The following is a 25,325-nucleotide window of genomic DNA, read 5'->3' as shown; positions in this document are numbered from 1 at the left end:
AATAATCAATTCTTATCAGATTTTTCGATAGGGAAGTATATATGCTGGTGGAACATAAATAATTTGGTGGTGTTTCAAAAGGTATGCTGCCGTTAAAAAAATACGTTATTAAGGTAAAAGAAAGTAAGCATCCAGCTAACACAGCCTTACCAAGCGATCCTATAAGCCTTAATTTAGTTCCCACCTAAAAACAAGTGGGGACTTAATCTATGAACATGGATATATATTCAGCAACACCTCCTGTTGCTAAAAAACGCAGAACATACAGCAAAGAATTCAAATTCAGTATTGTCAATGCCTGCAAAAATCCTAATACCTCGATCGCTTCGGTCGCACTGCAACATAGTATTAATGCCAACCTTGTCAGTCGTTGGATCAGGATCTTCAGCCATCATGATGGTGCCGTGCAGGATCCTACTCATGTGAATCCAGCATTTATTGCTTTGCCTTACACTGCTGCAATCAGCCAACCTATTGATGAGAGGATCACGTTGTGTATCACCGTGCCTCATACGAATAATGATATTCAGCTAAAATGGCAGACATCAGAAATACCTGCCTTGGCAGAATTACTCAAGGCACTGGCAACATGATCCGTATCAATGAAATTTGGCTCTCTACCCAGCCCATGGACATGCGTGCAGGTATGGATACGACCATGGCTCAGGTGGTGAGAGCCTTTGGCTACATCAAACCGCATTGCGCCTACCTGTTCTGTAATAAACGTGGTCATCGTATGAAAGTGCTGGTACATGATGGACTGGGCATCTGGCTGTGTGCCAGGCGGCTGGAACAGGGAAAATTCCACTGGGCTCAAGTTCACCAAGGTGAAACCGTGGTCCTCAACCCGGAACAGTTACAGGCATTAATCCAGGGTTTGCCCTGGCAGCGCATTGGACGACAGCAAGTGGTAACAATGCTCTAAACCAAGCTCGGCTATTCTGCTATTCTCCAAACGTTCTATTTCATTCTCTTCATGACCTCAGGCATACTGCGGTCATGAATACGCTGCCTGACTTAAGCCAACTGACCCATGAACAACTGCTGGAATTTACCCGGCAGTTGGCGATGCAGCATCAGTCTCTAGCACAATCAAACCAGCAATTAGATTCTAAAGTTCAACATCTTTCTATTCTCAATCAAAAATACGAGCATGAACTGGCGCTGTTTAAAAAGCACAAATTCGCCCAAAAGAATGAACACTTAACGGCAAAACAAATCCATCTGTGGGATGAAGCGGTTGAAGAAGATATTGCCGCGGTTGATCTAGAACTGGAACGGCTAAATGCAGATAAAACTAATGCAGCGACACAGAAAGCCAAAACCAATAAACCTAAACGTCGACCACTGCCAGATCATCTACACACCATCCGTATTGAGCATGAACCTGCATCAACCCAATGTGCTTGTGGCTGCCAACTCCGTCGTATCGGCGAAGATGTCAGTGAAAAACTGCATTTCAGACCGGCACAGTTCTATAAGGAACAGCATGTGCGTGGTAAATGGGTCTGTGATCAGTGTGACACCCTGACTTAGCAAGCGATGCCCGCCTATGTGATTGATAAAGGCATTGCTTCACCTGAACTGCTCAGCCATGTGCTGGTATCGAAATATGCCGATCATTTGCCGCTGTACCGTCAACGTCTGATCTATCAGCGGGCGGGAATCGAACTTTCTAGATCAACTTTATCTCTTGCGAAGCAGTGCTTCTCAGATAGGTCGCTGCGGTGTAGAACTGGAACCTCTGGCCAATGCCTTAAAAGAGGTAGTGCTGCAACAGCAGGTGCTGCATGCAGATGAAACACCAGTCACCATCATGCGGATGGGTGAGAATGATAAAAAACCGAAGAAAGGTTATGTCTGGGCCTATGCCACTACACAGTACAATCCAGTTCAGGCGGTGATCTATGACTTTCAGGATAGTCGTTCAGGCCAGCATGCTGCAGAGTTCTTGAAAGGCTGGCAGGGTTATCTAGTCTGTGATGATTACAGTGGTTATAAAGCACGCTTTAAATCAGGCCAGGTCATTGAGGTGGGCTGCATGGCCCATGCACGTCGTAAATTCCATGAACTGCATGTAACTGGGAAAAGTCAGGTCGCTGAACAGGCATTAGTGCTGATTCAGAAACTGTATGCGATAGAAGCAGAGCTCAGGAAAAAGACCGATGGTACAGCGGAAGACCGCCGCGAATACCGACAACAGCATAGTCAACCAGTGATGCAACAACTATATGAATGGCTCAACCAACATCATCTGACGGTGCCATCGAGTTCTCCCACCGCCAAGGCCATCAATTACACTCTGAAGCGTTGGCCAGCTTTAAGCCGCTATTTGGATGATGGCAATCTACCGATTTGCAATAATTGGGTAGAGGTGCGACACGAAGTCGCTTAATGAAGTTGTTCCCCCTGCGGGAACCACCCGTGTCACCGGGTGAATCTAGAAGGCTGAATAAAGAGCGCCTTCGACAATGTAACGAGGCACCGCAAGGTGCGGGGTATCAATCGTGAGAGGCGTACTCTTCTGGCAGCCATAGCCGGACAAGGGCTAGATAATCGGTATGGTGAACACATGTGAATCTGCGCAACGATCGTTAAATTGAACGAGCGGAAATGGCTAATACGCTCGAACCAAAACGGTAATGGAGGTGGGAATCGCGTCTTTCTACTACGCATTCGTGACCCATACGCCTCCCGGTCGATAGCAGGCACCTAAGCCGATGTACTTCAGTAAGCGGAACGTGGAAATCCCGTATTACCCCCATTGGGAAAGCAGTTTGCAAAAACTGCCCATGGTGATGCGGGCGAAGGAACGAGGAAAAAGCGAATGCCAGTCTGTAATGGGTTGGATAGAGGTTGAAACATTACCTCACGCGAAAGCGGGCTGACGTCCTTATGGTCTCTCATCACAAGAGAGTGTGTAGAACCCTTTTAATGGAGGGAGAGCAAATGAACGCAGCAGTATCAGCGTGTGCGCCTTCCAGCACATCGTGGGACAGCATCGATTGGATTGCTGTACAGCGTCATGTCAGAGGGCTGCAAGCGCGTATTGTGAAGGCGGTACAAGACGGCAGGTATAACAAGGCGAAAGCTTTGCAATGGCTGCTGACTCACTCGTTTAGTGGCAAAGCATTGGCCGTAAAACGAGTGTCTGAAAACAAAGGCAAAAACACGGCTGGGGTCGACAAGGTGACTTGGAATACACCCAAGGCCAAGACCGGTGCGATGATGTCGTTGAAGAGGCGAGGTTACACGCCCCTTCCGCTTCGGAGAGTCCTTATTCCGAAGAAAAATGGCAAGATGAGACCTCTCGGGATACCCACGATGAAATGCCGGGCCATGCAGGCGCTCCATCTGCTGGCTTTGGAACCCATCGCGGAGACCACTGCTGATCGGAACTCTTATGGATTCAGGGCTTTGTTGCACAAAGATTTCATAACTATATGATTTTAAAAGTTTTGATTGTTTTTTGATCCAAAATTAAATTTATTTAAATCAGATGCTTACATATTTATGCAACAAAGCCCTTCGTAGCCTGCTTTTTCTACGGCTTTAATTAAAGTAGCGCGATCAAGTGGTTGATGCGCATAAATGACTGCTTTTTCGGTAGCCAGATTTACATGAGCCGATTCAACACCCTCAACAGATTTTAAAGCTTTTTCCACACGGCCTACACAAGAAGCACATGTCATCCCCTCAATCTCTAATGTTTCACTGTAGTGTGGCGTATCAGTCATTTCGGTACTCATATACGATCTCTATCATTTAGATATGCTGAGTTCTATATGCGAAGATCAGCTCGAACCAAGATTAGGTGGAATTCAGGGATTACTTTTATTTCAAGCAAGTACAGGTTTTATCTGTACGATGAGGAAAATAAGAGAGTAAAAGTGGTAAGGAATTCCCACTGTTACTCTAACAGAGATTAAGCAGGATCAGCTGTAAATCCACGCTCACTGAGAGTGGCAATGACTTGATCCTGACTCACCGTTGTGTTGATTTCAATAATACGGTTTTGTAAATCAATATCGAGTGAGGCATTCGAGTCGAGCTCTTTAATTGCGGTAGTAATGCCGCGTGCACAACCACCACAAGTCATATTAGCGATGTGAAATTTCATATGTTGCTCCTTTTTAACAAAACATTTGTTTAAAACATTAGAACAGTAACTCTAAACTTTCACCATACAACCAGCCTTTTTCTGAATCAGTTACTCGCTGTAACTTGGTCTGTTTACAACCTTACAGTTTTCTTCAGAGTATTCCAAAGAAGAGTGTTCTAATGACTACAGTAAATAACACTAAATATAAAAAAAATGGAAGAATAATTTACTAAGTTATTGTTTTTAAGTTGATCCTTGTTTTATATGGGGGTGATAATAACTTCTGATTACTAGTTTTTACCTTAAATATACCGATTGAAAGATTCATTTAAAGGCTATGAATACATGAGTTTTACAGTTTGGCTAGGTCAGCATGAGTACTTTTCACAAGATTTAAGATCGACCATGAACGTGATTAAGTTATAGGGGATTGATGAAATAGTTTTTATGAATTTCTGGCTTTCTGGGCTGATTTTATCAAATTCATGTCTATGCAAAATTGCGACATATTTCTCGTGCTGGTAGTTATCCAGAGTTTGGTCTGCATCTATCCATAGTGCAGACCTTTTTTTGGTGACAGTTTTTTCTTAGTGATTTTCGATCTGGATGTAGTGATTTCACGTTTGCAGAATATATCTTGGCGGTGATCCATCTAATATTCGTGATTATAAAGAGAGCTAATTCACAGGTTCTACAGATTATGTAGCGACTAACTATATCAAAGTCTATTTGCAGTTGATGGTTGGCGCTTAGTTTATATTTACGCTTAGGTTTCAGTTAAAAAATCAATATTCTGTTGAATCCGTGATTGAATCATCTGTAGGGTAGATTCTCGAATTTGATGGGGATACAGGCGCTGCGCAATTTGACTAAATTGAAGTGCAATTTCACGCATGGTCAAGATGATCTCATCGACTTCTAGAGTAGTCAGATTAGCTTCTGAAGTACCGAGTTTATGTATGTCATTTCGGGAAATATTGAGCGCTTCTCCCATAATGTCCATTTGATGATAACCACCTGGACCCTCGCAGAAGGTCACATCATAGGCTGGAGCCAATTTCCATTGACCATTTTTCTCCATGAGAAATGAAAAGTTCTTAGTATGGTCATCCCGATTATTGAAAAGCACATTAAACACAGCACGTTTAAAAGCATGCAATCTTTCTCGTACATCTTGCGTACACATCAAGGTTGCCCGGAGAAAATTGCGATAGTCTAGGCTACCTGGAACTTTATAGTCTGCTCCTGTATATGCAGCCAAACTCTGCATTGGAATCCGCATACCATTTTGACGATCGAATCGTTTAGAAGCAAAAGCCGTTAAACCATTGGGCAAATTAAAGAAATGGGTATCTGGAGTCTCAATTGCACAAAGTCGCAAACATTCTGCATAGACGGCTTCAATGGCGCAGACTTCAGGATGCTCTTGCTGAGCAGGAAACTTAATCAGCCAGGCTTCATGTTGATCAGAATCTTGAGTCGAAAACTCTAAATTGACAGGATCTCGGTAAACCAACGCTTTTGGTCTGGCACCTTGAGGGGAGCCACCCATGACCAATAAATGCTGTAGAAATTCACCACCTTCACCTTTGAGTACTTCTTGAACTTCCTGGGCCAGTTGTTGTAAAGGGATATTTTCTGAGGTTTGCATGTCAGCAACACAAGGTTCAAAGGAGAGGGCACCCATTGCGTGACTACTAATATAGGTCAGACGCTCCAAAGGTCCAATTCGTGCTGAATTTAAGCCAATTTTTTTGAAATATCGATCCATCAACATCATGCCCCAACCATCTGGTAAAGCGTCATAGACTGGACCTGGGAGTCCCATTTGATGAGTAGGAAAACCTTGTCTGAATGGTAGACCTTTTAAAGGCAGCAAGTAAGAAGAGAGCTCAACACCTTGCTGTATTGCTTCTGGACTATATTCAAAAGCAATGGTGGGTCTACCTGTCGTGGCTGTTGAACTAATCAGCGTTCCCCATAACCATGATTCGCCCCAACCGTTGTAATAAACATTAAGTCTATTGAGCATTATCCCTTCCTCTTAATACGGTGGCGCTTACTTTGACTCTCATAGCGAAGAATGTCATTCACACTGTTAAGCTGAGGTTTAAATAGTTCCTGAAGTTCGTTTAATCGACCCAAGACCATTGCAATACGGACTAAATTTTCAACAGATACATTTCGTCCCGCTTCAAGATTCGAAACTGTATTCACGCCGACACCAGCGCGTGCTGCTACCTCAGCTTGAGACATCTCCAGAAAGAGTCGTTGCTTACGTAAACGCTCACCTAAAAGAGTCACAACTTCTTCTGGTTTAGTGAAATATAAATCCATTAAATTGGGTCTTAAGAATGAATAATTTAATTAAATCACAAAATAATGGAATTAATCTATAGCTATAGTGTGGCTAAGGAGGGCTTTGTTGCACAGCACATCAGAAGGGTAGGTATAGTCCTTGGGTATCGGTTACAGAAAATCATCAGGATGTACTTTGACTGATTGTTGATACGGAGATTTCAGTATTTTCATTTTTCCTAATAGGTCACATTACTTAGAAAGGGTTCTTCGAAAATTAGTTCATACTTTAAAAATCCTATAAATATTGAGGATATTTTCTTAATGCTTTCAATATAGCATGCGGCTATATGTAACTCGAACGGGCTTAATCTGCCTTTCAGTATAAATTTTTTGGTTCTTTGCACTTTAGCGTGAAGATTGTTACGATATGGACTCATCCATGAGATAACCCGCACATGAGCGCTACCAAGAAAGCAGACAAGTAAGCCGCAGCAACCTTCGTTTTCGGTTGTTGCGGCGTTCTCAAGAACCTAGTTGCTCTGCAAGAGCGCCGCCAAATTCTTAACTTAAGGAGATGGCTTCGTGCGCTCAAAAGATTTTTCTTGGCGGTATTCTCTTCCCGCCACGCTATTGCTGTTATCACCATTCGATTTGCTGGCGTCACTGGGCATGGATATGTACCTGCCCGTGGTGCCTTTCATGGCGGATGCACTTGGGTCCGGTGCAGGGACGATCCAGCTGACGTTGACGGCATACCTGGTTTTGCTTGGAGCCGGACAGCTTCTCTTCGGCCCACTGTCGGATCGGCTGGGTCGCCGCCCCGTTTTACTTGGTGGCGGGATTGCCTATATTGCGGCTTCATTCGGCCTCACCGTAGTTTCATCGCCAGAACTTTTTCTGAGCTTCCGCGTTCTTCAGGCCTGCGGCGCTTCGGCATGTCTCGTTTCCACTTTCGCGACGGTACGCGACATCTATTCGGGCCGTGAGGAAAGCAACGTCATCTATGGCTTGCTCGGCTCTATGCTTGCGATGGTTCCTGCGATAGGCCCACTGCTAGGAGCGCTGGTCGACGCGTGGCTCGGATGGCGCGCAATCTTCGGCTTGCTAGGGATGGCAATGATAGGCGCTGTTATCGCAGCCTGGCGACTCTGGCCAGAGACTCGGCGGCACCGGACGGCAGACCTACAGTGGTCGCAGCTATTGACTCCTGTGAAACACCTGAACTTCTGGCTGTACACGCTCTGTTACAGCGCGGGGATGGGCAGCTTTTTCGTCTTTTTCTCGACCGCCCCCTGGCTAATGATGGGGAGGCAAGGGTTATCGCAACTTAGCTTCAGCTTGCTATTTGCTACAGTGGCCATCGCTATGATGGCTACAGCGCGAATCATGGGACGACTGATTCCCCGGTGGGGAAGCCTGAAGACCTTACGAGTGGGAATGGGGTGTCTGATGGCGGGAGCGCTGTTGCTCGCTGTTGGCGAGACATTGGCACCGGTCTCGGTGCTTGGCTTCATCGCCCCGATGTGGCTCGTGGGTGTTGGTATCGCCACTGCGGTATCGGTGGCACCCAATGCCGCTCTTCGAGGTTTCGATCATATCGCTGGGACCGCTACAGCAGTCTACTTCTGTTTGGGTGGACTACTGTTAGGGATTATCGGGACACTCATTATTACGCTTTTATCGACTGGTACCACCTGGCCGATCATCGCTTATTGCCTCATCCTCGCAACAGCAGTGCTTTGTCTGTCCTGCATCAATCCCAACAGACGCCATCTCAGCCAAGAAGAACATGATGCCTTGGCGCTACAAGGCACCGATAGCGCGCAATCGGTCCATGATCATGACTAGCGCTGATGTTTGGAGCCTGTTCTGGAAGGGCTTTTCGCCAGCGTCTCATGGGCTTCTAGATGAACAGACTTTGCTGATCCGTCTTACACACGACGAGGAGCATACGCCAATTTGTAGCCGATGCGATTGCCCTTGTTTCCTGGTACATGACATCAATTGGCGCCGAGTTCGCGAGTCACCAATTATGCAGTATCGCGTCGAGTTGGATGTACCTGTGCGGCGGCTGCGTTGTCCACAATGCGGTCCAACCAGAGAGCGGATCGATTGGCTACCACCGCGCTCCCGTATTACGCAATCATTGCGCAACTGGATTGAGAAATTAGTACAGATGCTGCCCGTCAGTCATGTTGCCAATCTTTTGGGCTTGCATTGGCATACAGTCAAGACTATTGACATGGAGCGGCTCAAACGTGATTTGCACGAGCCAGATCGAAGTCGATTGCGCCGCCTGATGATGGACGAATTCGCCTTGCACAAGGGTCATCGCTACGCCACGGTGGTCGCCTGTGCCGACACCCAGCAAGTGGTGTGGATTGGCGAGGGCCGCTCGCGTGAGGCGATCCGGCCGTTCTTCGAGTGGTTAGGCGATGCCCGGAACCAGATCGAGGCAGTGGCCATGGACATGAACTCAGCCTTCGATCTTGAAGTGAAGGCCCAGTGCCCCAACGCGGTGGTGGTCTACGACCTGTTCCATGTGGTGGCTAAGTATGGCCGCGAAGTGATGGATAGAGTGCGAGTTGATCAGGCCAATCAACTGCGAGATGACAAGGTCGCCCGCAAGGTGATCAAAAGCAGCCGTTGGATACTGTTACGCAATGCTGACAACCTTGAGCCCGAGCAGGCGGTCAAGCTGGACGAACTCCTGGCCGCCAATGCGTTCTTGACTACGGTGTACGTGCTCAAGGACCAACTTAAGACGCTATGGTTTGCGGAAAGCGAGACGACGGCCAGAAGCGCCTGGCGGGAATGGGCCGGCATGGCCCTCGGTAGCGGAATTGATGCTTTGGTACGATTTGCCAAGAAGCTGGAGCCATATATGGAGGGTATCGTTTCCAGTGCCCTCCACCGGCTGAACACCAGCGTGCTGGAGGGCATGAACAACCGGATCAAAGTCATTAAGCGGATGGCCTATGGATACCGCGACACGGACTACTTCTTCCTCAAGATCCGTGCTGCATTTCCCGGCAAAGTGCGATGAACTAATTTTTTGGGCGTGAGAGGGGAGAGGTGTGAGGGCAAGCAATTTATATCGTGGATACTTCTAAATTACTTATGTAATAGAAGGTGGTAAACATGGATTTAGAGGTAATAACACTAAATATAAAAAAATTGGAAGAATAATTTATTAAATTATTGTTTTTATGTGGTTATTGGTGATGTTATGAATAATAATAACTTTTTTCTTGATGAATTTTACCTAAAAAAATTGATCAGATAATTTTCTTTAAATGTCATGCATACATAAATTTGACAGTTTGAAGGGATCGGTATGTGCATTTTTCACAAGGTTAAAGATCGACCATAAATGTGATAAACGGCAGAGGATCATTGAAAAATGAATGGATTTAAACACTACATGTATGCACGAAAAAAAGTATCGCTGCGGTTCTGCTGACAGGCTGTATTGAGCATTGAATGCAAATGATGTAGTAATTGTCTACAGGCTATAGGACCAGCATGAAGAAGAATGAAATGTAGTTGCCAATTTATAACCTTGGTTGAAAAGCATAGCATTGTTATTCGGAGAAGTGAGGTAAGCCATCCTTCTCTTATTCATTTAAAATGATTCTTACTCAACTGATCTCGACTCATGGGCTGGTTCCAATTAGACGGATAATAACTTCCATCCCCTATCTTTTTCTTACCACATTTCTTGCATTTAATCCCTTCTTTGGAGATTTGATTCAGCATCACTGTTGTCGGTTGAATCAAATCAATGACATAGTTCGTTGGTTCAGGAAAAGCAGAAGAGGCTGCTTTATTGCAAAAGAGAACATTCGGATCAAATGGATTGGATTGCACAAAAGCCATGATACAGCCACAGAGTAATTCACCTGCATGTAATCTGTAACATCCATTCAGGTCATCAGACGAAGATTAATCTGAAATTTAAGCACTAAACACCATAAATCTATGTATGGGCAGACTTTTTTGAGACATATGTTGATAAACATGCGGCAAGTTACATTGCTTAAAAGTCTATCTAAGTTAACGATCTATTCAATTCTGGATAAGTAATCTGAATATTACGATCCTAAATTACCCGAAGAGTATTAAGATTTCTAAGAATCGTGATTGTTGGTTTATTTGGGAAATTAATCAGTGGATTGAAGCAAAGATGATGGCTCATTAAGGATTGTGGGCTTCGACTACTTAAATTTTAGGTATTTTGAATAAAGCATATTTCAAAAATCTTAATTAATGGATTTAAATTACCATAAAAACCTTCAATATTGGCTTGAATCCATTGTTGTTGAGAGTCAATGCGAGACCAATCAATACCATAACCACAATGAGCAATCAGATGCTCAAAGAAAATCCGTTGTGTACGTCCATTACCTTCACGGAATGGGTGTATGACATTAAGCTCACAATACAAGTCGGCAAGTTGAGGAATCAGTTGTTGTGGTGCTAAGCCTTGAAAGTATTTTTTTTCTTGAAGCGGTTTGAGTAGTTTATTGGTTTCAATTTCAATACGGGAAAAATTACAAAAACGGGTGTCACCTTTGGAAATATCGATTTGTCTTAACTTTCCTGCCCAGTCGTATAAGTCGCCAAAGAGCTGCGCATGAATTGATTTTAAGTATTGTAAGTCGTAAGGTGGTTCAGCATATTCAATTAAGTTACTTGCCAATCCAGACAGTTCTAGTTCAGCTTGTTCTAAAATTTGTTCATCACGAATATTGAGTTTGTTCTTTAGGATATTTGTGCCAGGGTAACAATACAGGCTGTCACCCATTTCCCCATATTTATCCATACATGCACCTGACTAAGATTCGGGTTGCGAATACTTCTTATATTTTTGCAAGATTTCAGCTTTACTTTGTTGAGTTGTTTGAGCTGTCGTTGTAATGCCTTCAAGCTTTAGGCTGGCTTGATAGTTTTGCGAACGTGTCGCTTGAATATATTTTCTTTTCTGTTCAGTGGTTCTGAGCATTTCGAAACTCCATTGATGCTACACGTGAAGTAAGTATAGCAGAGAATCTTTTTGATCAATGCTGCATACACAGCATTTCTAAAATGTAATACAACGGTATTGTTTCATGTAATAACAGAAAACTAAAAAAAAGTGGAAGAATTCTTAAAATTTAGACCACCCATGATAAGTAAACCATATGTATTTGTTGATAATTGTAATTTTGAGAAAATTTAGTTGATAAATTAAATGAATTTTAATATACAAAGATATGCTCATTTTTTATATCGATAAAAATGTTAAAATTTGACTATTTAGTAAAAAATATAGAGATATTTATGGGGCAATTTATCATGCCCTTTTGCTTTGAGCGACAAAATGTTCAATTTAAGATAGTAAAAATTAACTCAGAACTACTGAAAATCAAAAAGATTAAACAGAGCCAGAAAGTAGTAGTACAAGCAAAGTTCAAAATAATCTATGTGAAAATTTGGCAAAAAATATTGCTATTAATGCAAACGGAGCCAGGCTTACGTGTGCATTCTAATTATGTTGCAATCTTACAGTTGATACATAATCTTGATGATTTTATCGAAAAATCACAACAACACTTGTGCTTTGAAAGAAAAGCTCAGAAAGAACTGGATGCTAAATTTTTTGCAAGATTTTTTAAGCTAACAAAGAATTCAATAAAGGATCAACTTTTACCAAATCGTTCTGATCACAATGAATTTAAACAATGCAACGTGATAAAAATATTAAGCGAAAATGAATATGCCAAACATTGAAACACAAGAGCAATTCTTAGATTTAGCAGAAAAATATCAACAAGATTATTGTCTATTACGTGATGATATTGTAAATACACAATTTGTCGATCTATCAGATGATTTGTATAAAGATGTCTACGCTCTATACAAATTAGCACAACAAATTTATAGCTATATATCAGGCTCCAGACAGATCGGTAAGTATTCTTTTTTAGCTGCTGTGAGTTTTTTTGCATGTCCAGATTCTAGTAATACACAAGAGCTGTCATCGCAACGTTATTTGATTCTACAAGCGAGTTTTTTAACATATCGGCAGTATCAAGAATTTGCAAAAATTGATAAAGCTGAGAATAAGCAAAAACATGTTTGTGACCTATTACGCTATGTCTCACGATATGTGCTGGATTCTAATCATGCTGAATTATTTCATGAATGTAGTAAGCTGCTAAATTGTTATGTCACGTACGAACGTAATTTGAAAAAAGAGGATCGTAATCAACTTTTTAATATTAAAGATTTCGAACAAGTACAAGTCATAGAGTATTTATCGGCTCTATTAATAATTTTTAAAAGACTAGATGATCGTCGTGTAGTTCATCGTCAGCGTAAGTCAAAAAAAAGCAAAGTTTTGCAATGGCCGACGAAAAATGAACTCAAAAAATTTCGTGAAATTAAAACGGGTAAGCAAGTAGATATTGGACATAACGCAAAGATTAGTATTTATGATGCCGCTCTTCACAAAGATGAAGAGGGTGAAGTTGATCTATTAGATCCTGAAATGGAGTTTTATTCAGAAGATGAAAAGTCTAAAAATTTAAATTATATACTCAGCGATAATGCGACGCATCTAATGCGGCATCGCCAGCGCCGTCATGCTCCTTTTGTTACAAATCCACATTATTTGGCGCCAGATATACTGAAGCAAATTGTTTATGTGTTGAGAACCGAGTTATCCGGGCACTGGAGGGATGCTGCAATCGCTGCAGCATGTTTATTGTCACTTTTGACGGGATTATCACCCGTCGCACTGATGGATTTTAACGAGCTTATTCAAGATGGAATTTTGATCCAGAATGGTTCAAGTAGACGTCGCGAATATTTACTCAAATTAAATCTTAAAATTACAGAGCAGAAGATTAAGAGCTTAAATCATGTGCGGTGGAATGAAGTGATGACACATCAACTACATTTACCTTCTGCTTGGTTTGACTATATAGAACAAGCATCGAATCCACTAATTTCATCAACACACATTAATACGAAACTTAAGAATTGGCTTGATAATCGGTTTGTAGGTTCGATCACTGTAGAAAAACTGCAGGCTCAATTATATTTTCATATATATTATGAAACATATAATGAATATCTTGCTCATGTAATTGCTGGGCGGGATAGTCAGCATCACATGCCTGGTATCTATTATGGCGGGCTACCGAAAACTCAACTCAGTAGCACATATCTAGCCTTTTTAGAAAAAGCACTTACACCACATTCCACACATTTTACTGAAGACACGGCTGAACTAAAAATATTGCAACAACAATTCAAAGTGCAATCTGCATTATCTATAGGAAGGATAGGGAGCCAACTGGCACTTGAACCCAATTTTGTGAAAGAGCAATTCCATATTTTACATAGACATTGTCACGAAAACATCCAAGAAGATAAGCACATTATTAATCAACTTAATGCATATGCGTGTTGGATGTGGCATATCAGTTTGTTGAGTTTGGCAAGTCGGCCTAAAAAAAACCTGTTGGGGAATTTGGATGATTATTGTGTTGAGCTCAAGCTTTTATATGTGAATGATAAAAAAAATAGTAAAGCAAGAAAAGATGGTCGTTTTATCCCTTTATCTGATTTTTTCATAAAAACACTGCAAAATTACACTGCCTTTTTAGAACAAATTATTGAAGCGTACGGTTCATTTTTTAGACAAGTCTTTGCAAAGAAGAAGATAACTGTAAATGATCTTTTTGGTAAGGTCATTTTTAGTAAAGATATCTTGCCGATAACTGTCAAAGAATGGCAGAGCAGGAAAATTAAGTTAATCCCTTTATCGAGAAAATGGGTGAATTCATATATGCAAAGAGTCTTTCCAAAGAATATGTATTCGAATTGGTTACGTCATTTTGACATGAACTTTTTGATGCATGAGCAGCAAGAGGGTAAACCAGCATTAGCTTTTCACTTAATTCAGGCCCTGTATGGTCATGACCAACGTGACCGAGAGGCTTTTCATCCGCATTCTTCACTTATCCCGAATGTCTATGTACAGCAAGCCCGCCAGCAATTGCAAGATAATGTCAAATCTTTATCGATTAAACACTTAGAGCGAAAATAGTTGTATGCAAAAAATCAAAGAACTAATAAAACCACAACTAGATGATCTATTTGTTGATATTCATAAAATGGTGAAAAAGTCGCTAGATAGACAGCCTTCTCCACCTGAAGTATTGACGAAAGAAATGCAGCAAAAACTTGATCAGCAGATCGCTGAAAAATGGCATGACATTAAAGATAGTGTTGATTGTTTGAGTCAAAAGTTGAGCCGAGACGAACAATCAAAACTGATGCAATTTACTGAAGATGAATTTAATAAAAGAAGGAAGCAATTCAACCAGAATGTAGATAAAAAATCATACAGAATTAAGCTAAATCCACATACTAAACGGATCGTACTGCCTAGAAAAATTGAGAGTACAGAGTCACGGTTAGAACAGGGGCATCTACATATCCATGTACTTAAGGAATTAAGGCAGTATTGGCAAGATTCATTTGAATATTGGAATGAACCAAAGTACTTATGGGGAAATTTATGCTTAAGTTTTATATATATTTCAGGCTGTGCAGATGAACAGCATTTGATTGCTATTCAGAAGCAATTGCAGGAGGCCATTGAGCTTGGTACAGATCTGAATTGTTTTCGGTTATACCATTCGGACTACAAAAAAATCACTAATCCATTGTTACTACATTATCGTGTTGAAAACTCTCAATATGGCAACGATGTAGAACAGGGAAAGTTGTACCAATGGAAACATGTTTTTTTTAACCCATATGCGCAGTTCATTTTGCAATATTTAAAAAAGTTGAAAGCTGCTCAGAAAGAATTTTGTCTGCAACATTCAGTTGAAGATTGTATTTTAGAAAGCTTGAGTAAGATAGGCAGGAAAAAAAGTCTTGGGGATCTGCAATATCAAATTAAACGCCGTGGATTTCGTGCATTTAATGATGTGCAAATGGTACTCGAATTTAATCCAAACCTCAGCATAGATATATTTTTGAGTAATGTGCTTCAGCAAGAGATTAATACTGTTGCTTTAAGGCCATCCGAATTTAGATTGCTGTGGAATAATGATTACAATCAAGTCACAGAACCAGATAATCGCCCTATTCATTTTGAACAAGAGCAGTTACTTCCTGAAGTTCCGACTGTTCAAAGCAAATTACAAACGATTCCGTATGAGTTGATGTTGTTTGGTCAAAAGAAACGTAAAGGTCAAAAAGTTGAGCGTTTAGATAAAAAGAGGAATAAAGAAGAACGCACGCTACGTTTTTGGCAAGAAACTAGAAGGGTGTTAGAGGAGAAGATAGTTGATGCTAATACGGAGGAAAAGTCTTTAATTGATGCTCAACTACGCTTAATTCACTGGTTAATGCATTTAAAAAAACGAGGGCTTCAATTATCAACTATTGAAAGCTACTTAGGATCGTTTGGCAAAGAATTTATATTTGAGATTTGGCTCAATAAATTAGATTTAAAGCAACAATCCATAGATGACTATGAGGATTTATATCGGCAGCTATTGAAATACAGCAGTGAACGTGATGAAAAAGCAGTTCAACGAGATTCGGTGAAAGGAAAAACCTCTCGTAAGATGCACCAAAGCGCAGAATACCGTTTTGGTCGCCTAAAAGATTTTCATCAATTCTGTATAGAGAATTATGATGCTCCAGGGGTATTGGTGTTACAGAATTCAAGTTTTAAGCATTTACAAATTTGCAATGCACGGCTAGTGAGTCCTTTGCTATTTGGCAAATTATTGGAAAAACTAGAAAATTTAAGTCAAGAGCCAACGGCATCAGAGTGGGTCGATCATCTGAGTTGTTTAAAGCTGATGTATTTACTAAGTTATAGAACTGGACTTCGATTAAATGAAGTTCGTTGTCTTAAAATACAAGATATTATTTGCCCAGAGCTACTTTATAAAGAAAAAGAAAATACAGTTTTTAATAATATCACGCTTCATATCCAAGACAATTCATATCGCCGTCTGAAAACGCGAAGTGCGAATCGTCAAATACCATTGAAAATTGCATTGTCAGAACATGAGTTTTTAGTAGTACAACGTTACATACAACATCGTTATGAGCAATATTTGGTTAATCAGCAGGATGATCTACTTTTTAGTGTGAATCATCGTGTATTAACTGATCAATGTATCAGCAAAATTACAGTAGATTTGTTTAGTCAAATATTAGGTATGCATCATGGCTTTAGTTTTCATACATTACGCCACAGTGCTGCTAACTATCTAGCAATAACTTTGCTCGGTTCAAAAGAAATGATCAAGACCTACACAGATTGTCCTTGGGTAAAAGCAAAAAAGATGAGGGATTTATTGTTTGGTATGAAAGCACGTGCTCAAGAAGAGATTATTCAACATAAATGGCAGGTGCTCGCCTCTTGGATGGGGCATAGCAGTATTGAGCAAACGGCTTCAAATTACCTTCATGTTTTGGATTTATTAGCAGTCGATCGAATTTATAATTCGCCGTGTATCATTTCAAAAAAAGTATTAGAACAGTGTTTTAGTCCAGTGAAGTCAAGTACAGACTACATAAACCTAAATCGTTATACTCAGCAGCAGAAATGGTTTAATTCTTATCAGCAAACACAGCCAGTTACGATGGCTGGCCGACAAGAAAAGAAGTTTAGTATAGAGAAGAGTACTCTGACACCTTTTCAACGTTTGATAAGTTTTAGAGAAGGTCGATTAAGCGAAGATACCCAAGCTCAAGAATGGATGCAACGATGTCAATGGATGAGCACTAAATGGATGGATCGCCAAAAATTTAATTTAAAAACGAATTATGTTTATAGTAAGAATTTAGAAGAGAGTTGGTTTGATGAACTTTACGAAAAGGCTAAAAAACTGACTCGTCCAGATGAAATAATTCCTCTCCTTGATTTTCATTATAAAGATGATAGGCAGCAAGATGCACTGAAAGAAAAGAACATGGTTAAGGCGCTTAAAATATTATTATTATTTGGAAAACTGCGTAAGAATTTTCTACATTTTCAATGCCGAATGAAAGGTGATGAGCAACAAATTGTTAATTTTATTACTGGTATAGAGCCAATGTTAGGAGATCATCTGTATTTAGAAAAACAAAACTACCCAGTTAATTTGGATGCTCCTGAGCGAACCGTTAAATTTAGTTTTCAAAGAGTTGTCGGCTCTAACAAAAAAAATGTTACTCCGCTGGTTATATTTAATTTAATGTTAAAAATGATGCAAAAAGATGAACTCTGGATCAAATAGCCTAAGCATGTTAAAGGGGAATTGTTTAGAAATTTCCCTGTTTATAAGTAAACTGCCTTTATGAAAAGCACCATGCTGACTTGGATTAATAAGCGGAATGTAGTATCACAGTTTGATCGCTGGATTTACGAAAATGGTGTGAAGATTAGCGGTATGGTAAATCGATGAGCTAAAGTGTTGTAGTCCAAACTCGATCTGACAATTACCCATTTTTTAGTGTGCCCGTCAGGTTAAATTTGAACTGAATTTTTCTCAGCCCAAATTCATTTCCAATCAAGTTATGTTTCAAGTGGCGTGCGAACACTGCACAATTTAATTCACGGTGCCTAAGACAGGTATCAACTTCGGACCAGCCATTCTAGCTTTGCTAATGATTTCCACCAGCTCATCATAAGTCAGTTCAAACTTATCCTCACTATCAAATACATAGACCATATTCTTGCCTTCATGTTCAGGTGGAGTAGGTGGTACAAATCGTTTCGGGATAAGAATTTGTGCGAGTTGTTCGTCAGTTAATTTAAATAAGTGCATGTTTTTATCCTACTGTTCCTTAAAATGTATTCAAACATACTCAAGGACTAATTCGCACTCTGTTAATGTCTTGTTGCCAAGCGTGTAACTAGAGCCTGAGTCGGTCAGTTCCGACTTGTAGCGGTCAGTCCGTTCTTGCAATATACGCTTTACAGTTTTGTAAGGCGTATAACGACTTATCTCATTGTCGTTTAATCTTACAAGCACGTTTCTCGCAGCATTCCAATCAGCTTGCACAACTTCCCCATTGAAACGGTGAAAACGATCTCCCTTACGTGTACCTATTAAAAGGCCATGCAAGAAAGAATCACTTTGCGAAGTATATGCAGAATTGACTAGATGCACCGTAGAACCTCTACGGTGAGATATAGAAGTTAGGGCATTAGCTAACAAACCTTTAGCCCATGTATTTAAGCGTCTATTGGTGTTTTTGCCATAGTTGCGTTTACTTTGAATTGGGGATGTTAAATCTTCCGCAACAATCACTTTGGCTTTATCAACCAACTTGTGAGTTGCTGTAAATATTAATGTTTTGAGCTTTGCTTTTTGAGTATCTTGTCGCTTATCTAGTTTTTTTCGACCTAGATTATTTAACTCAATTTTCTGTTTCTTGTGTGGTTTAGCTTTAGCAATCGCTCTGAGCTTGTTTCTGTGCTTGTACTTTTGATTTAAATAATCTGATTCACTTGAGATCAGCTTGCCTAGACCACTCCCATATACATCGCCATCAGAGTCCACAAAAGCTTCTGAGTACCCTTTATCAACACCTACGGTTTCCTGACCACAATCCTGTGTTTCAACTGCATCATAAGTTGAGTGAACTTCAACATTACCGTTTTTTAGAATGATTCTAAGTGTGCCTTGTGGCGCAAAATCAACAGTCGTATTTAATGGGATTTTAATGGTTTGTCGAGGGATTAGGCTTGGTACTTTAAGCCAACATTGACCATTTAACTCAAAGGTTTTACACATATCCGCACGAACAATAATTTGATTATGTGTGTGATTAACACCATGCTTAAAGTGATTACGCATTTGACGATGGAGGAAATTATCAGTCATCCATTCATCTTTTTTAAGCAAGGTGTATAGTCTTTTTTGTTCATTATTACAGGAGGTGCGTTTTCGGATCGCCTGCTTTACTTTGTCTTTTGATGCTTCTCGATAGGCTTTAATATCACCTATGCAATCACGTAGCGTTTCTTTCCACGCATTTGCAGAAACACCAAAGTCACGACTTTCTTTCATCCACGCATCACGAATAGCTCTGTCACTGATATTCAAACCTGAAATAGCACCATATTTAGCCCACACCTCGCTACGAATACGACCAAGTAAAACAGCTTGTTTCTCAAGCTGTTTGTACTTTTGCACATTCAAGTTTTTACAATGGTGGATGCGTGTTAATTTCACAAAGTCATGCCTAGGTTAAGGGATTGGATAATCAATAGATATGGATGCTAATATACCAAGACACTCACCTAAAATACAAAAGATAATCATTTAAATCTCTAATAAATACCCACCTTGCCACTACTGAATCGACATAGACAAAATGAGAACTTATGCAAATATTTGTCTATATTTTTAGTTATAGTTAATTACTCTCGTAAAACAGCTGACGAAGTCCGAGATAGAATCATTGCGTCAAAACAAACGTGATGCTTATGCACTTATGATGAAAATGAATTAATTATTATTTAATTAAGTTAAAAGACTGCTATATAGCGGTCTTTTTTGTTTTTGAGCTCTACAAATTTTAATGAGTACATATAGTTACTTTTATAAAAATGATAATAAAGGGTAGAGGAGGTCATCTAAGAATTTAAAGCACAAGACTTATTTAACATTGATGACAGAAAAAGTGAGTTGTTGGGAACTTAAAGAAGAGGTGGTACTTATAATGGTTACTAAAATACAAATACTTAAAATATTAAATATATAAAACAATATATTACAAATATATATGATGCGTAGTGTACGCATCATACATAAAGCGTTCTATTTTGATATAATTGATCCAATCAACCCATTGTTAGGTTTCATTTAAATTCCATGAGTCTTACTGAAATTAAAGTTCGCCAAGCTCATTGTAAGGAAAAAACCAGTTTTTTATCCGATGAAGATGGGCTTAGCCTGAAGATTGAGCCGAGTGGAAGAAAATCTTGGTGCTATCGCTATACAGATCCACAAACTAAAAAACGTCGACGCATTCAGTTAGGTCGTTATCCTGATTTATCGCTGAAAAAGGCACGACAAGTCAGAGATGACTTTAAAGACAATGATTTCTGTTTTGAACAAGATACTGCCTCTAATGTCATCACCTTTGGTAAGGTCGGGGAGGAGTGGTTACAGTTCAAACTGAAAAATGCCTTCAACGATCTACCCCGCTGTGGTGTACTACAGTTAGCAGAAAGATGCTTACAGCAAGATATTTATCCAGACCTTCAGGATCTACCTTTTCAAAACATCAAGCGTTATGACCTGGTTTCAGTAATCAAAAAAATAGAGGGACGCCAAGTAAAAGAACCTGTCAAGAAAGCTTGTAGTTATTTGAACCAAATTTATGACTACGCTGTAGCGATGGGTTATTGTGAATTCAACATCGCGCATGGTTTAAATAAAATCGCCATTAACAGTAAAATCAAGAAAAATTATCCGTATTTGAAAGCGGAGGATATATCTGATTTTAAGTATAAATTACAAAAATTGGATGCCCATCCGATTATTAAAAAAGCACTGCTGTTCAAATTACATACTGGCGTGCGAGGGGCTGAATTGTTATTGGCTGAGCCTCATCATTTTGATTTAAATGAAAAAGTCTGGAAAATACCTGCCTTGCATATTAAACAGTTTCGACGAAAAGTCATATTAGGCCATGAGATTCCCGACTTCTTAGTTCCACTTTCAGATCAGGCTTTAGATATTTTAAAAGACGTCATGCAATGGTCATACGGTGAAAAGTACATTTTTGCTAGCCCACGGAAACATAATCAACCGATTCATTTTAATACATTAAATATGGCTATACGTAAGATGGGCTATGGAAAACATCAATTATCCTCTCATGGACTACGTTCCACTTTTAGTACCATTTTGAATGACTCAGGTTTGTTCCAGGATAACTGGATTGAGGCACAACTTTCACATATTGATAAGAACCGTACCCGTGCCAGCTATAATCACGCTGACTATTTAGCCCAGCGGACTGAAATGATGCAGTGGTGGGGTGATTATTTAAGTACTGCTAAGTGAAAATCGTACTTTTATACATAGACTTAAAACATTATGGGGTTTCAAATGGATAGTAAACAATATACTTGCCGTGTTACATGGTCAGCAGAATATAATGAGTATGTTGGGTTGTTCGAACCACAAGCACTAGCCATTTGTTGTAATTCAGCTTTAAGCGCCCTTAATTCTTTCATGCGTTTATTCACTAGTGCAAGTTGCTGATCAATTAATGCATTAACGCTAGAGCAGCTTTCTTCTGGCTTATTTTTTAATTCGATAAGACGTTTAATATCATTGAGTGATATATCTAGGCTGCGACAATGCTTTACGAATTCCAATTGTTTAAGTGCTTTGCTATCATACAGCCTGAAATTACCTTCTGAACGATTTGGATTTAACAGTAATCCTTCTCTTTCATAATATCTAATCGTTTGTATTGAACAGCCCGATTTTTTTGACAATTCGCCTATTTTCATCAATTTCCCCCAGACATTTGACTCTATAGTTACTATAGAGTCTATAGTATAAGTATGCAACGAAAAGGATATATAAAAAATGACTGAGAAATATTTAAACAATACGAATATCGTTAATTTTGAACACAAAGATATCCAATCCTTGATCGATCAACGTAGGTGGAAAAACTTGGATAACTTCAACAAAATTGGTGCCGCTTATCAGTTTGTAAAAGATGAGATTTTCTTTGGTTATAATGAAAGCGATGATATTGCAGCAAGCGATGTGCTAGCAGATGGTTATGGACAATGTAATACTAAGGGTAATCTGTTAATGGCACTATTGCGTGGACTAGGCATTCAATGCCGATTTCATGGGTTTACCATAGACCAGCAACTACAAAAAGGTGCTATCCCAAGCTATGTATTTTGGTTAGCACCTAAATACATCATTCATAGTTGGGTAGAAGTTTACTTTGAAGGGCGTTGGATAAACTTAGAGGGCTTTATATTGGATGAGCAATACTTAAGCTCTCTACAGGAGAAATTTGACCAAGTAAAAGATGATTTTTGTGGTTATGGTGTTGCAACAAAGTGCTTTTCATCACCAGATACAGATTGGCGTGGAGAAAATACCTATATTCAAAAAGAAGGTATTCATGATGACTTTGGGCTTTATGATTCCCCTGATGAGTTCTATCTCGAAAAAGGGACTAACTTGTCGGGGTTCAAACGCTGGATATATCAACGCTTGATACGTCACTTGATTAATATGAATGTATCAAAACTAAGAAATAGAAAAGTACTAGAGGTACAAAATGCACAACCATAATCATAGTCATCAACATGGTAAAGATGACCGTATTGGTTGGGCATTTTTCCTTAATGTGACATTCACTATTATCGAATTTATAGGTGGTTGGCTCACTAACAGTACGGCGATAATGGCAGATGCAGTTCACGATCTTGGTGATAGTCTTTCAATAGGTTTTGCGTGGATTTTAAGTCGTTTTTCAGATAAAGAAGCATCAGATAAGTTTAGTTATGGTTATCGTAGACTTACTCTCTTTGGCGCATTGATAAACAGTATTGTTTTAATCATTGGCTCAATTTGGATTTTATTTGAAGCAATTCCAAAGCTGTCCAATCCTGAAATGCCTGTAGTCGAGGGGATGTTAGGGCTAGCGATACTCGGCGTTGCCGTTAACGGATATGCTGTATTAAAATTAAAAGCGGGTGAAACATTAAATGAGAAAGTGCTGACATGGCACCTTCTTGAAGATGTACTTGGATGGGTTGCCGTTCTTATAGTCTCTATCGTACTGTTGTTCGCTGAACTGCCGATATTAGATCCCCTTTTATCAATAGGGTTCACGCTGTTCATCTTGTTTAATGTTTTCAAAAACCTGAAATCAACACTCGTTTTATTTCTTCAAGCTGCACCCGATAAAGAGACTCAAAAGCGTATTAAACTATCACTAATGGAATTTCCTGAAGTTAATGGTATCCACCACATGCACTTTTGGTCACTAGATGGTGAAAGTCACGTTTTAACAGCGCACCTTGAGCTGAGTGACAACTTTGACGTTAAAGAATTAATTAGGCTTAAACAAGAAGTTGCAGCTAAATTATCTTCCTATCATTTATCGCATACAACGATAGAGTTTGAGTTTTTAAATGAAAATTGTCGGGATGAAGCGCAGTAAGCTTTATCAATAAAATGTTGGGCATACAATATTAAAAGCAGCTTAATTAGGCATAACCTAGTAATTAAGCTGCTTTTTTTGATTTTAAATTTCGTCGGATTGCTGTTTGCTACTCTCAGAGCCATGCGCCCATTGATATAAAATAGGCAATACAAACAAAGTTAAAATTGTAGAAGATACAATACCGCCGATAACAACTGTTGCTAGTGGTCGTTGTACTTCTGCACCAATTCCAGTGTTTAACGCCATTGGAATAAAACCTAAACTTGCGACCAGTGCCGTCATTAAAATAGGTCTTAAACGAATGATGTGCTGAGTTTCCATCATTGTCTTGGCTTGATGCGGATCAGTCTAAAGCATTCTCAGGAATAGAGGAGCTCGTTGCTGATGTTGTCGCTGATATGATTAGCAATAATGAAAAAGTTCCTACACCACTCTCCGGGAAAATATAGTAGGCAGTTTGTTGTCCTTGTTCTCAGTGGTTCAACAAAAACTAGCCCTCGAAGCCGCAGAACGTGGCGTGGACATAAATTGTTTAGTATCAGTAAAAAGAGCGATGTAATTTTAGTACGAGTGAGTGATAGAGCAGGAACCTATGCTTCATATATTCAGTAAATGGTATGTTTTTGAATTAATAGGTATTTTTAAATAAAGCTTTCTTTGATTTAGTGCTTTTTATTTAATAAATTAATTTTAAAAACAACTTAGGCTAATTGATAAACACTATCTGGAAAGATTAAAAGAAAATATTTTTTAATTTCTGCTAATTCATTTAAGGCAGGTTCCCTTTCAAGCAGTTGAAATGTCCAAATAAGTACAGCCTGATGATTATCATAGCAAGTATTTACTCCAAGAAAATTAGCCATTCCATAACTTCTATTGATGTTCATTTCTTTAATTAATTGATTTCCTAAGTCACGAGCTTGCTGGCTGATCAATAACTCATTTGGTAACACGGCGGTCATCTCCACAAAATAATCTAATGCAGGTTCAATCCTTATATTTAAAAAGTTATAATTTAGTTGAAATGGATAAAATATACTTTCTATAAGTTGTAATAACCTGCTGCAGGTTAATTTTAGCAAAGTATTACTCAGTCAACAACTTCAAATAACCCACAGCAAGTTATTTTTTGTAAATTAATTTAAATATGATTACTTGTAAGTTATCTAGCCTCATGGGCGATAGAAAAATTTTAAAATTAAGTGAAGTGGTGCATGCAACAGGTATCAATCGCAACACGCTCACAAGTATGTATTATGACCGTGCTGTACGTATTGAATTACCAGTCGCCGATAAGTTGTGTAAGTACTTTAACTGTACGATGAATGATTTGTTTGAGTTTAAGGAAGAAGTTGAAGAAAAAGATTAACTTAATACTTCGTTTGATAAGTTTTTCGAAGAAAAAGACTAGCCAATACTTAGTTTGATAAGTTTTTCTCTGCAGATCTAATATTGAATTTTATAAAATATCATTACAAACAGAGGTGGTTCCACTTGTTTGAACAACTAAAAGCGTATTTATAAGTGATATTCCGCTCTAGTTAAGCCACCTTGTTTTGTTGGGGTAGCTGATCATAGTAAAACTCATTTGGTGTCATTTTGTCTAGACTCGAATGAGGTCGTTTCAGATTATAAAACTCAAAATATGCACTCAATTGCTTTTTCGCATCTGTGACACTGCTATAAGCTT

23 protein-coding genes and 5 pseudogenes are annotated in these 25,325 nt (G+C 39.5%); 15 read left to right on the top strand and 13 right to left on the bottom strand.

The window, feature by feature from the left end:
• The first annotated feature begins 209 nt into the window (after nucleotides 1-209).
• From FTT72_RS14190 to FTT72_RS14175, 4 genes and pseudogenes are all read left to right on the top strand, one after another.
• Nucleotides 210-593, top strand: coding sequence for a transposase (locus FTT72_RS14190; RefSeq protein WP_179990955.1), 384 nt, complete (start codon nucleotides 210-212; stop codon nucleotides 591-593).
• A complete protein-coding gene (gene tnpB, locus FTT72_RS14185; protein ID WP_179990954.1) occupies nucleotides 590-925 on the top strand; it encodes an IS66 family insertion sequence element accessory protein TnpB in 336 nt (111 codons plus the stop codon). The genes FTT72_RS14190 and tnpB overlap by 4 nt, the downstream gene beginning before the upstream one ends.
• A 74-nt stretch (nucleotides 926-999) precedes the next feature.
• Nucleotides 1,000-2,374: pseudogene (locus FTT72_RS14180) on the top strand (IS66 family transposase); the annotation flags it as partial.
• Nucleotides 2,375-2,949: 575 nt separating this feature from the next.
• A pseudogene (locus tag FTT72_RS14175) lies at nucleotides 2,950-3,414 on the top strand (reverse transcriptase N-terminal domain-containing protein); the annotation flags it as partial.
• A 113-nt stretch (nucleotides 3,415-3,527) separates the two neighbouring features.
• Here the strand turns inward: FTT72_RS14175 and FTT72_RS14170 are convergent.
• From FTT72_RS14170 to FTT72_RS14155, 4 genes and pseudogenes are all read right to left on the bottom strand, one after another.
• Nucleotides 3,528-3,749: pseudogene (locus FTT72_RS14170) on the bottom strand (cation transporter); the annotation flags it as partial.
• 176 nt (nucleotides 3,750-3,925) lie between these two features.
• On the bottom strand, nucleotides 3,926-4,120 hold the full coding sequence (locus tag FTT72_RS14165; protein ID WP_179990953.1) for a heavy-metal-associated domain-containing protein: 195 nt from the start codon (nucleotides 4,118-4,120) through the stop codon (nucleotides 3,926-3,928).
• Nucleotides 4,121-4,868: 748 nt separating this feature from the next.
• Nucleotides 4,869-6,134 (bottom strand): type II toxin-antitoxin system HipA family toxin, encoded by a 1,266-nt coding sequence (locus tag FTT72_RS14160; RefSeq protein WP_000934717.1) that lies wholly within the window; start codon nucleotides 6,132-6,134, stop codon nucleotides 4,869-4,871.
• The gene (locus FTT72_RS14155) at nucleotides 6,134-6,439 is read right to left on the bottom strand and encodes a helix-turn-helix domain-containing protein (RefSeq protein ID WP_000366814.1); all 306 of its coding nucleotides are present in this window, start codon (nucleotides 6,437-6,439) and stop codon (nucleotides 6,134-6,136) included. The genes FTT72_RS14160 and FTT72_RS14155 overlap by 1 nt, the downstream gene beginning before the upstream one ends.
• A 546-nt stretch (nucleotides 6,440-6,985) precedes the next feature.
• Between FTT72_RS14155 and cml the strand changes: the two genes are divergently transcribed.
• Nucleotides 6,986-8,251 (top strand): CmlA/FloR family chloramphenicol efflux MFS transporter, encoded by a 1,266-nt coding sequence (gene cml, locus FTT72_RS14150; protein ID WP_020753574.1) that lies wholly within the window; start codon nucleotides 6,986-6,988, stop codon nucleotides 8,249-8,251.
• On the top strand, nucleotides 8,244-9,449 hold the full coding sequence (locus tag FTT72_RS14145; protein WP_020753573.1) for an ISL3 family transposase: 1,206 nt from the start codon (nucleotides 8,244-8,246) through the stop codon (nucleotides 9,447-9,449). Before cml ends, FTT72_RS14145 begins: the two co-directional genes overlap by 8 nt.
• A 575-nt stretch (nucleotides 9,450-10,024) precedes the next feature.
• Here the strand turns inward: FTT72_RS14145 and FTT72_RS14140 are convergent.
• The 3 genes from FTT72_RS14140 to FTT72_RS14130 all read right to left on the bottom strand — a co-directional run bounded on the left by FTT72_RS14140 (nucleotide 10,025) and on the right by FTT72_RS14130 (nucleotide 11,408).
• Nucleotides 10,025-10,282, bottom strand: coding sequence for a hypothetical protein (locus tag FTT72_RS14140; RefSeq protein WP_004726728.1), 258 nt, complete (start codon nucleotides 10,280-10,282; stop codon nucleotides 10,025-10,027).
• Between the two features lie 349 nt (nucleotides 10,283-10,631).
• Nucleotides 10,632-11,228 (bottom strand): putative adenosine monophosphate-protein transferase Fic, encoded by a 597-nt coding sequence (locus FTT72_RS14135; protein WP_179990952.1) that lies wholly within the window; start codon nucleotides 11,226-11,228, stop codon nucleotides 10,632-10,634.
• Nucleotides 11,229-11,240: 12 nt separating this feature from the next.
• Nucleotides 11,241-11,408, bottom strand: a complete 168-nt coding sequence (locus FTT72_RS14130; RefSeq protein ID WP_000946583.1) for a YhfG family protein — start codon at nucleotides 11,406-11,408, stop codon at nucleotides 11,241-11,243.
• A 317-nt stretch (nucleotides 11,409-11,725) separates the two neighbouring features.
• Here FTT72_RS14130 and FTT72_RS14125 point away from each other — a divergent pair, with 317 nt between their 5' ends.
• The 4 genes from FTT72_RS14125 to FTT72_RS16400 are packed head-to-tail and all read left to right on the top strand — an operon-like array spanning nucleotide 11,726 to nucleotide 17,874.
• The gene (locus tag FTT72_RS14125; RefSeq protein WP_127800793.1) at nucleotides 11,726-12,175 is read left to right on the top strand and encodes a hypothetical protein; all 450 of its coding nucleotides are present in this window, start codon (nucleotides 11,726-11,728) and stop codon (nucleotides 12,173-12,175) included.
• Nucleotides 12,162-14,501, top strand: a complete 2,340-nt coding sequence (locus FTT72_RS14120) for a hypothetical protein (protein ID WP_180178576.1) — start codon at nucleotides 12,162-12,164, stop codon at nucleotides 14,499-14,501. The genes FTT72_RS14125 and FTT72_RS14120 overlap by 14 nt, the downstream gene beginning before the upstream one ends.
• Nucleotides 14,502-14,505: 4 nt before the next feature.
• Nucleotides 14,506-17,706: a site-specific integrase gene (locus FTT72_RS14115; RefSeq protein WP_127800785.1), complete on the top strand. Its 3,201-nt coding sequence runs from the start codon at nucleotides 14,506-14,508 to the stop codon at nucleotides 17,704-17,706.
• A gap of 60 nt (nucleotides 17,707-17,766) precedes the next feature.
• Nucleotides 17,767-17,874, top strand: coding sequence for a hypothetical protein (locus tag FTT72_RS16400; protein ID WP_372551473.1), 108 nt, complete (start codon nucleotides 17,767-17,769; stop codon nucleotides 17,872-17,874).
• Between the two features lie 144 nt (nucleotides 17,875-18,018).
• Here FTT72_RS16400 and FTT72_RS14110 read toward each other — a convergent pair whose 3' ends face one another.
• Complete coding sequence (locus FTT72_RS14110; RefSeq protein ID WP_000550047.1) at nucleotides 18,019-18,237, bottom strand: hypothetical protein; 219 nt, start codon at nucleotides 18,235-18,237, stop codon at nucleotides 18,019-18,021.
• A gap of 30 nt (nucleotides 18,238-18,267) precedes the next feature.
• Complete coding sequence (locus tag FTT72_RS14105) at nucleotides 18,268-19,650, bottom strand: IS200/IS605 family accessory protein TnpB-related protein (RefSeq protein WP_180178575.1); 1,383 nt, start codon at nucleotides 19,648-19,650, stop codon at nucleotides 18,268-18,270.
• Between the two features lie 642 nt (nucleotides 19,651-20,292).
• Between FTT72_RS14105 and FTT72_RS14100 the strand changes: the two genes are divergently transcribed.
• Nucleotides 20,293-21,492, top strand: a complete 1,200-nt coding sequence (locus FTT72_RS14100; RefSeq protein ID WP_005245164.1) for an integrase arm-type DNA-binding domain-containing protein — start codon at nucleotides 20,293-20,295, stop codon at nucleotides 21,490-21,492.
• 41 nt (nucleotides 21,493-21,533) lie between these two features.
• Here the strand turns inward: FTT72_RS14100 and FTT72_RS14095 are convergent, their stop codons facing one another.
• Nucleotides 21,534-21,947: a Cd(II)/Pb(II)-responsive transcriptional regulator gene (locus FTT72_RS14095; protein WP_005245163.1), complete on the bottom strand. Its 414-nt coding sequence runs from the start codon at nucleotides 21,945-21,947 to the stop codon at nucleotides 21,534-21,536.
• Between the two features lie 79 nt (nucleotides 21,948-22,026).
• Here FTT72_RS14095 and FTT72_RS14090 point away from each other — a divergent pair, with 79 nt between their 5' ends.
• Together FTT72_RS14090 and FTT72_RS14085 are read left to right on the top strand one after the other, a co-directional pair.
• Nucleotides 22,027-22,758: a transglutaminase family protein gene (locus FTT72_RS14090; protein ID WP_005245162.1), complete on the top strand. Its 732-nt coding sequence runs from the start codon at nucleotides 22,027-22,029 to the stop codon at nucleotides 22,756-22,758.
• On the top strand, nucleotides 22,745-23,632 hold the full coding sequence (locus FTT72_RS14085) for a cation diffusion facilitator family transporter (RefSeq protein ID WP_127800877.1): 888 nt from the start codon (nucleotides 22,745-22,747) through the stop codon (nucleotides 23,630-23,632). Before FTT72_RS14090 ends, FTT72_RS14085 begins: the two co-directional genes overlap by 14 nt.
• A gap of 84 nt (nucleotides 23,633-23,716) precedes the next feature.
• On the opposite strand, the pseudogene FTT72_RS14080 reads toward FTT72_RS14085, so the two are convergent.
• A pseudogene (locus FTT72_RS14080) lies at nucleotides 23,717-23,941 on the bottom strand (efflux RND transporter permease subunit); the annotation flags it as partial.
• Between FTT72_RS14080 and FTT72_RS14075 the strand changes: the two are divergent.
• Nucleotides 23,941-24,084, top strand: a pseudogene (locus tag FTT72_RS14075) (antitoxin HicB); the annotation flags it as partial. The pseudogenes FTT72_RS14080 and FTT72_RS14075 sit on opposite strands and share 1 nt — an antisense overlap.
• 252 nt (nucleotides 24,085-24,336) lie before the next feature.
• On the opposite strand, the gene FTT72_RS14070 reads toward FTT72_RS14075, so the two are convergent.
• Nucleotides 24,337-24,588: a hypothetical protein gene (locus tag FTT72_RS14070; protein WP_004658363.1), complete on the bottom strand. Its 252-nt coding sequence runs from the start codon at nucleotides 24,586-24,588 to the stop codon at nucleotides 24,337-24,339.
• Nucleotides 24,589-24,782: 194 nt separating this feature from the next.
• On the opposite strand from FTT72_RS14070, the gene FTT72_RS14065 reads away from it, so the two are divergent.
• On the top strand, nucleotides 24,783-25,004 hold the full coding sequence (locus tag FTT72_RS14065) for a helix-turn-helix transcriptional regulator (protein ID WP_004658364.1): 222 nt from the start codon (nucleotides 24,783-24,785) through the stop codon (nucleotides 25,002-25,004).
• A gap of 172 nt (nucleotides 25,005-25,176) precedes the next feature.
• Here the strand turns inward: FTT72_RS14065 and FTT72_RS14060 are convergent.
• The coding region (locus FTT72_RS14060; RefSeq protein ID WP_079745370.1) for an integrase core domain-containing protein at nucleotides 25,177-25,325 on the bottom strand (149 nt) is incomplete at its 5' end.

It is taken from the genome of Acinetobacter sp. YH01005 (assembly GCF_013420465.1).
Classification (GTDB): Bacteria; Pseudomonadota; Gammaproteobacteria; order Pseudomonadales; family Moraxellaceae; genus Acinetobacter; species Acinetobacter amyesii.
The sequence above is the reverse complement of the archived record's forward strand: the minus strand, read 5'-3'. Positions and strand labels throughout refer to the sequence as shown.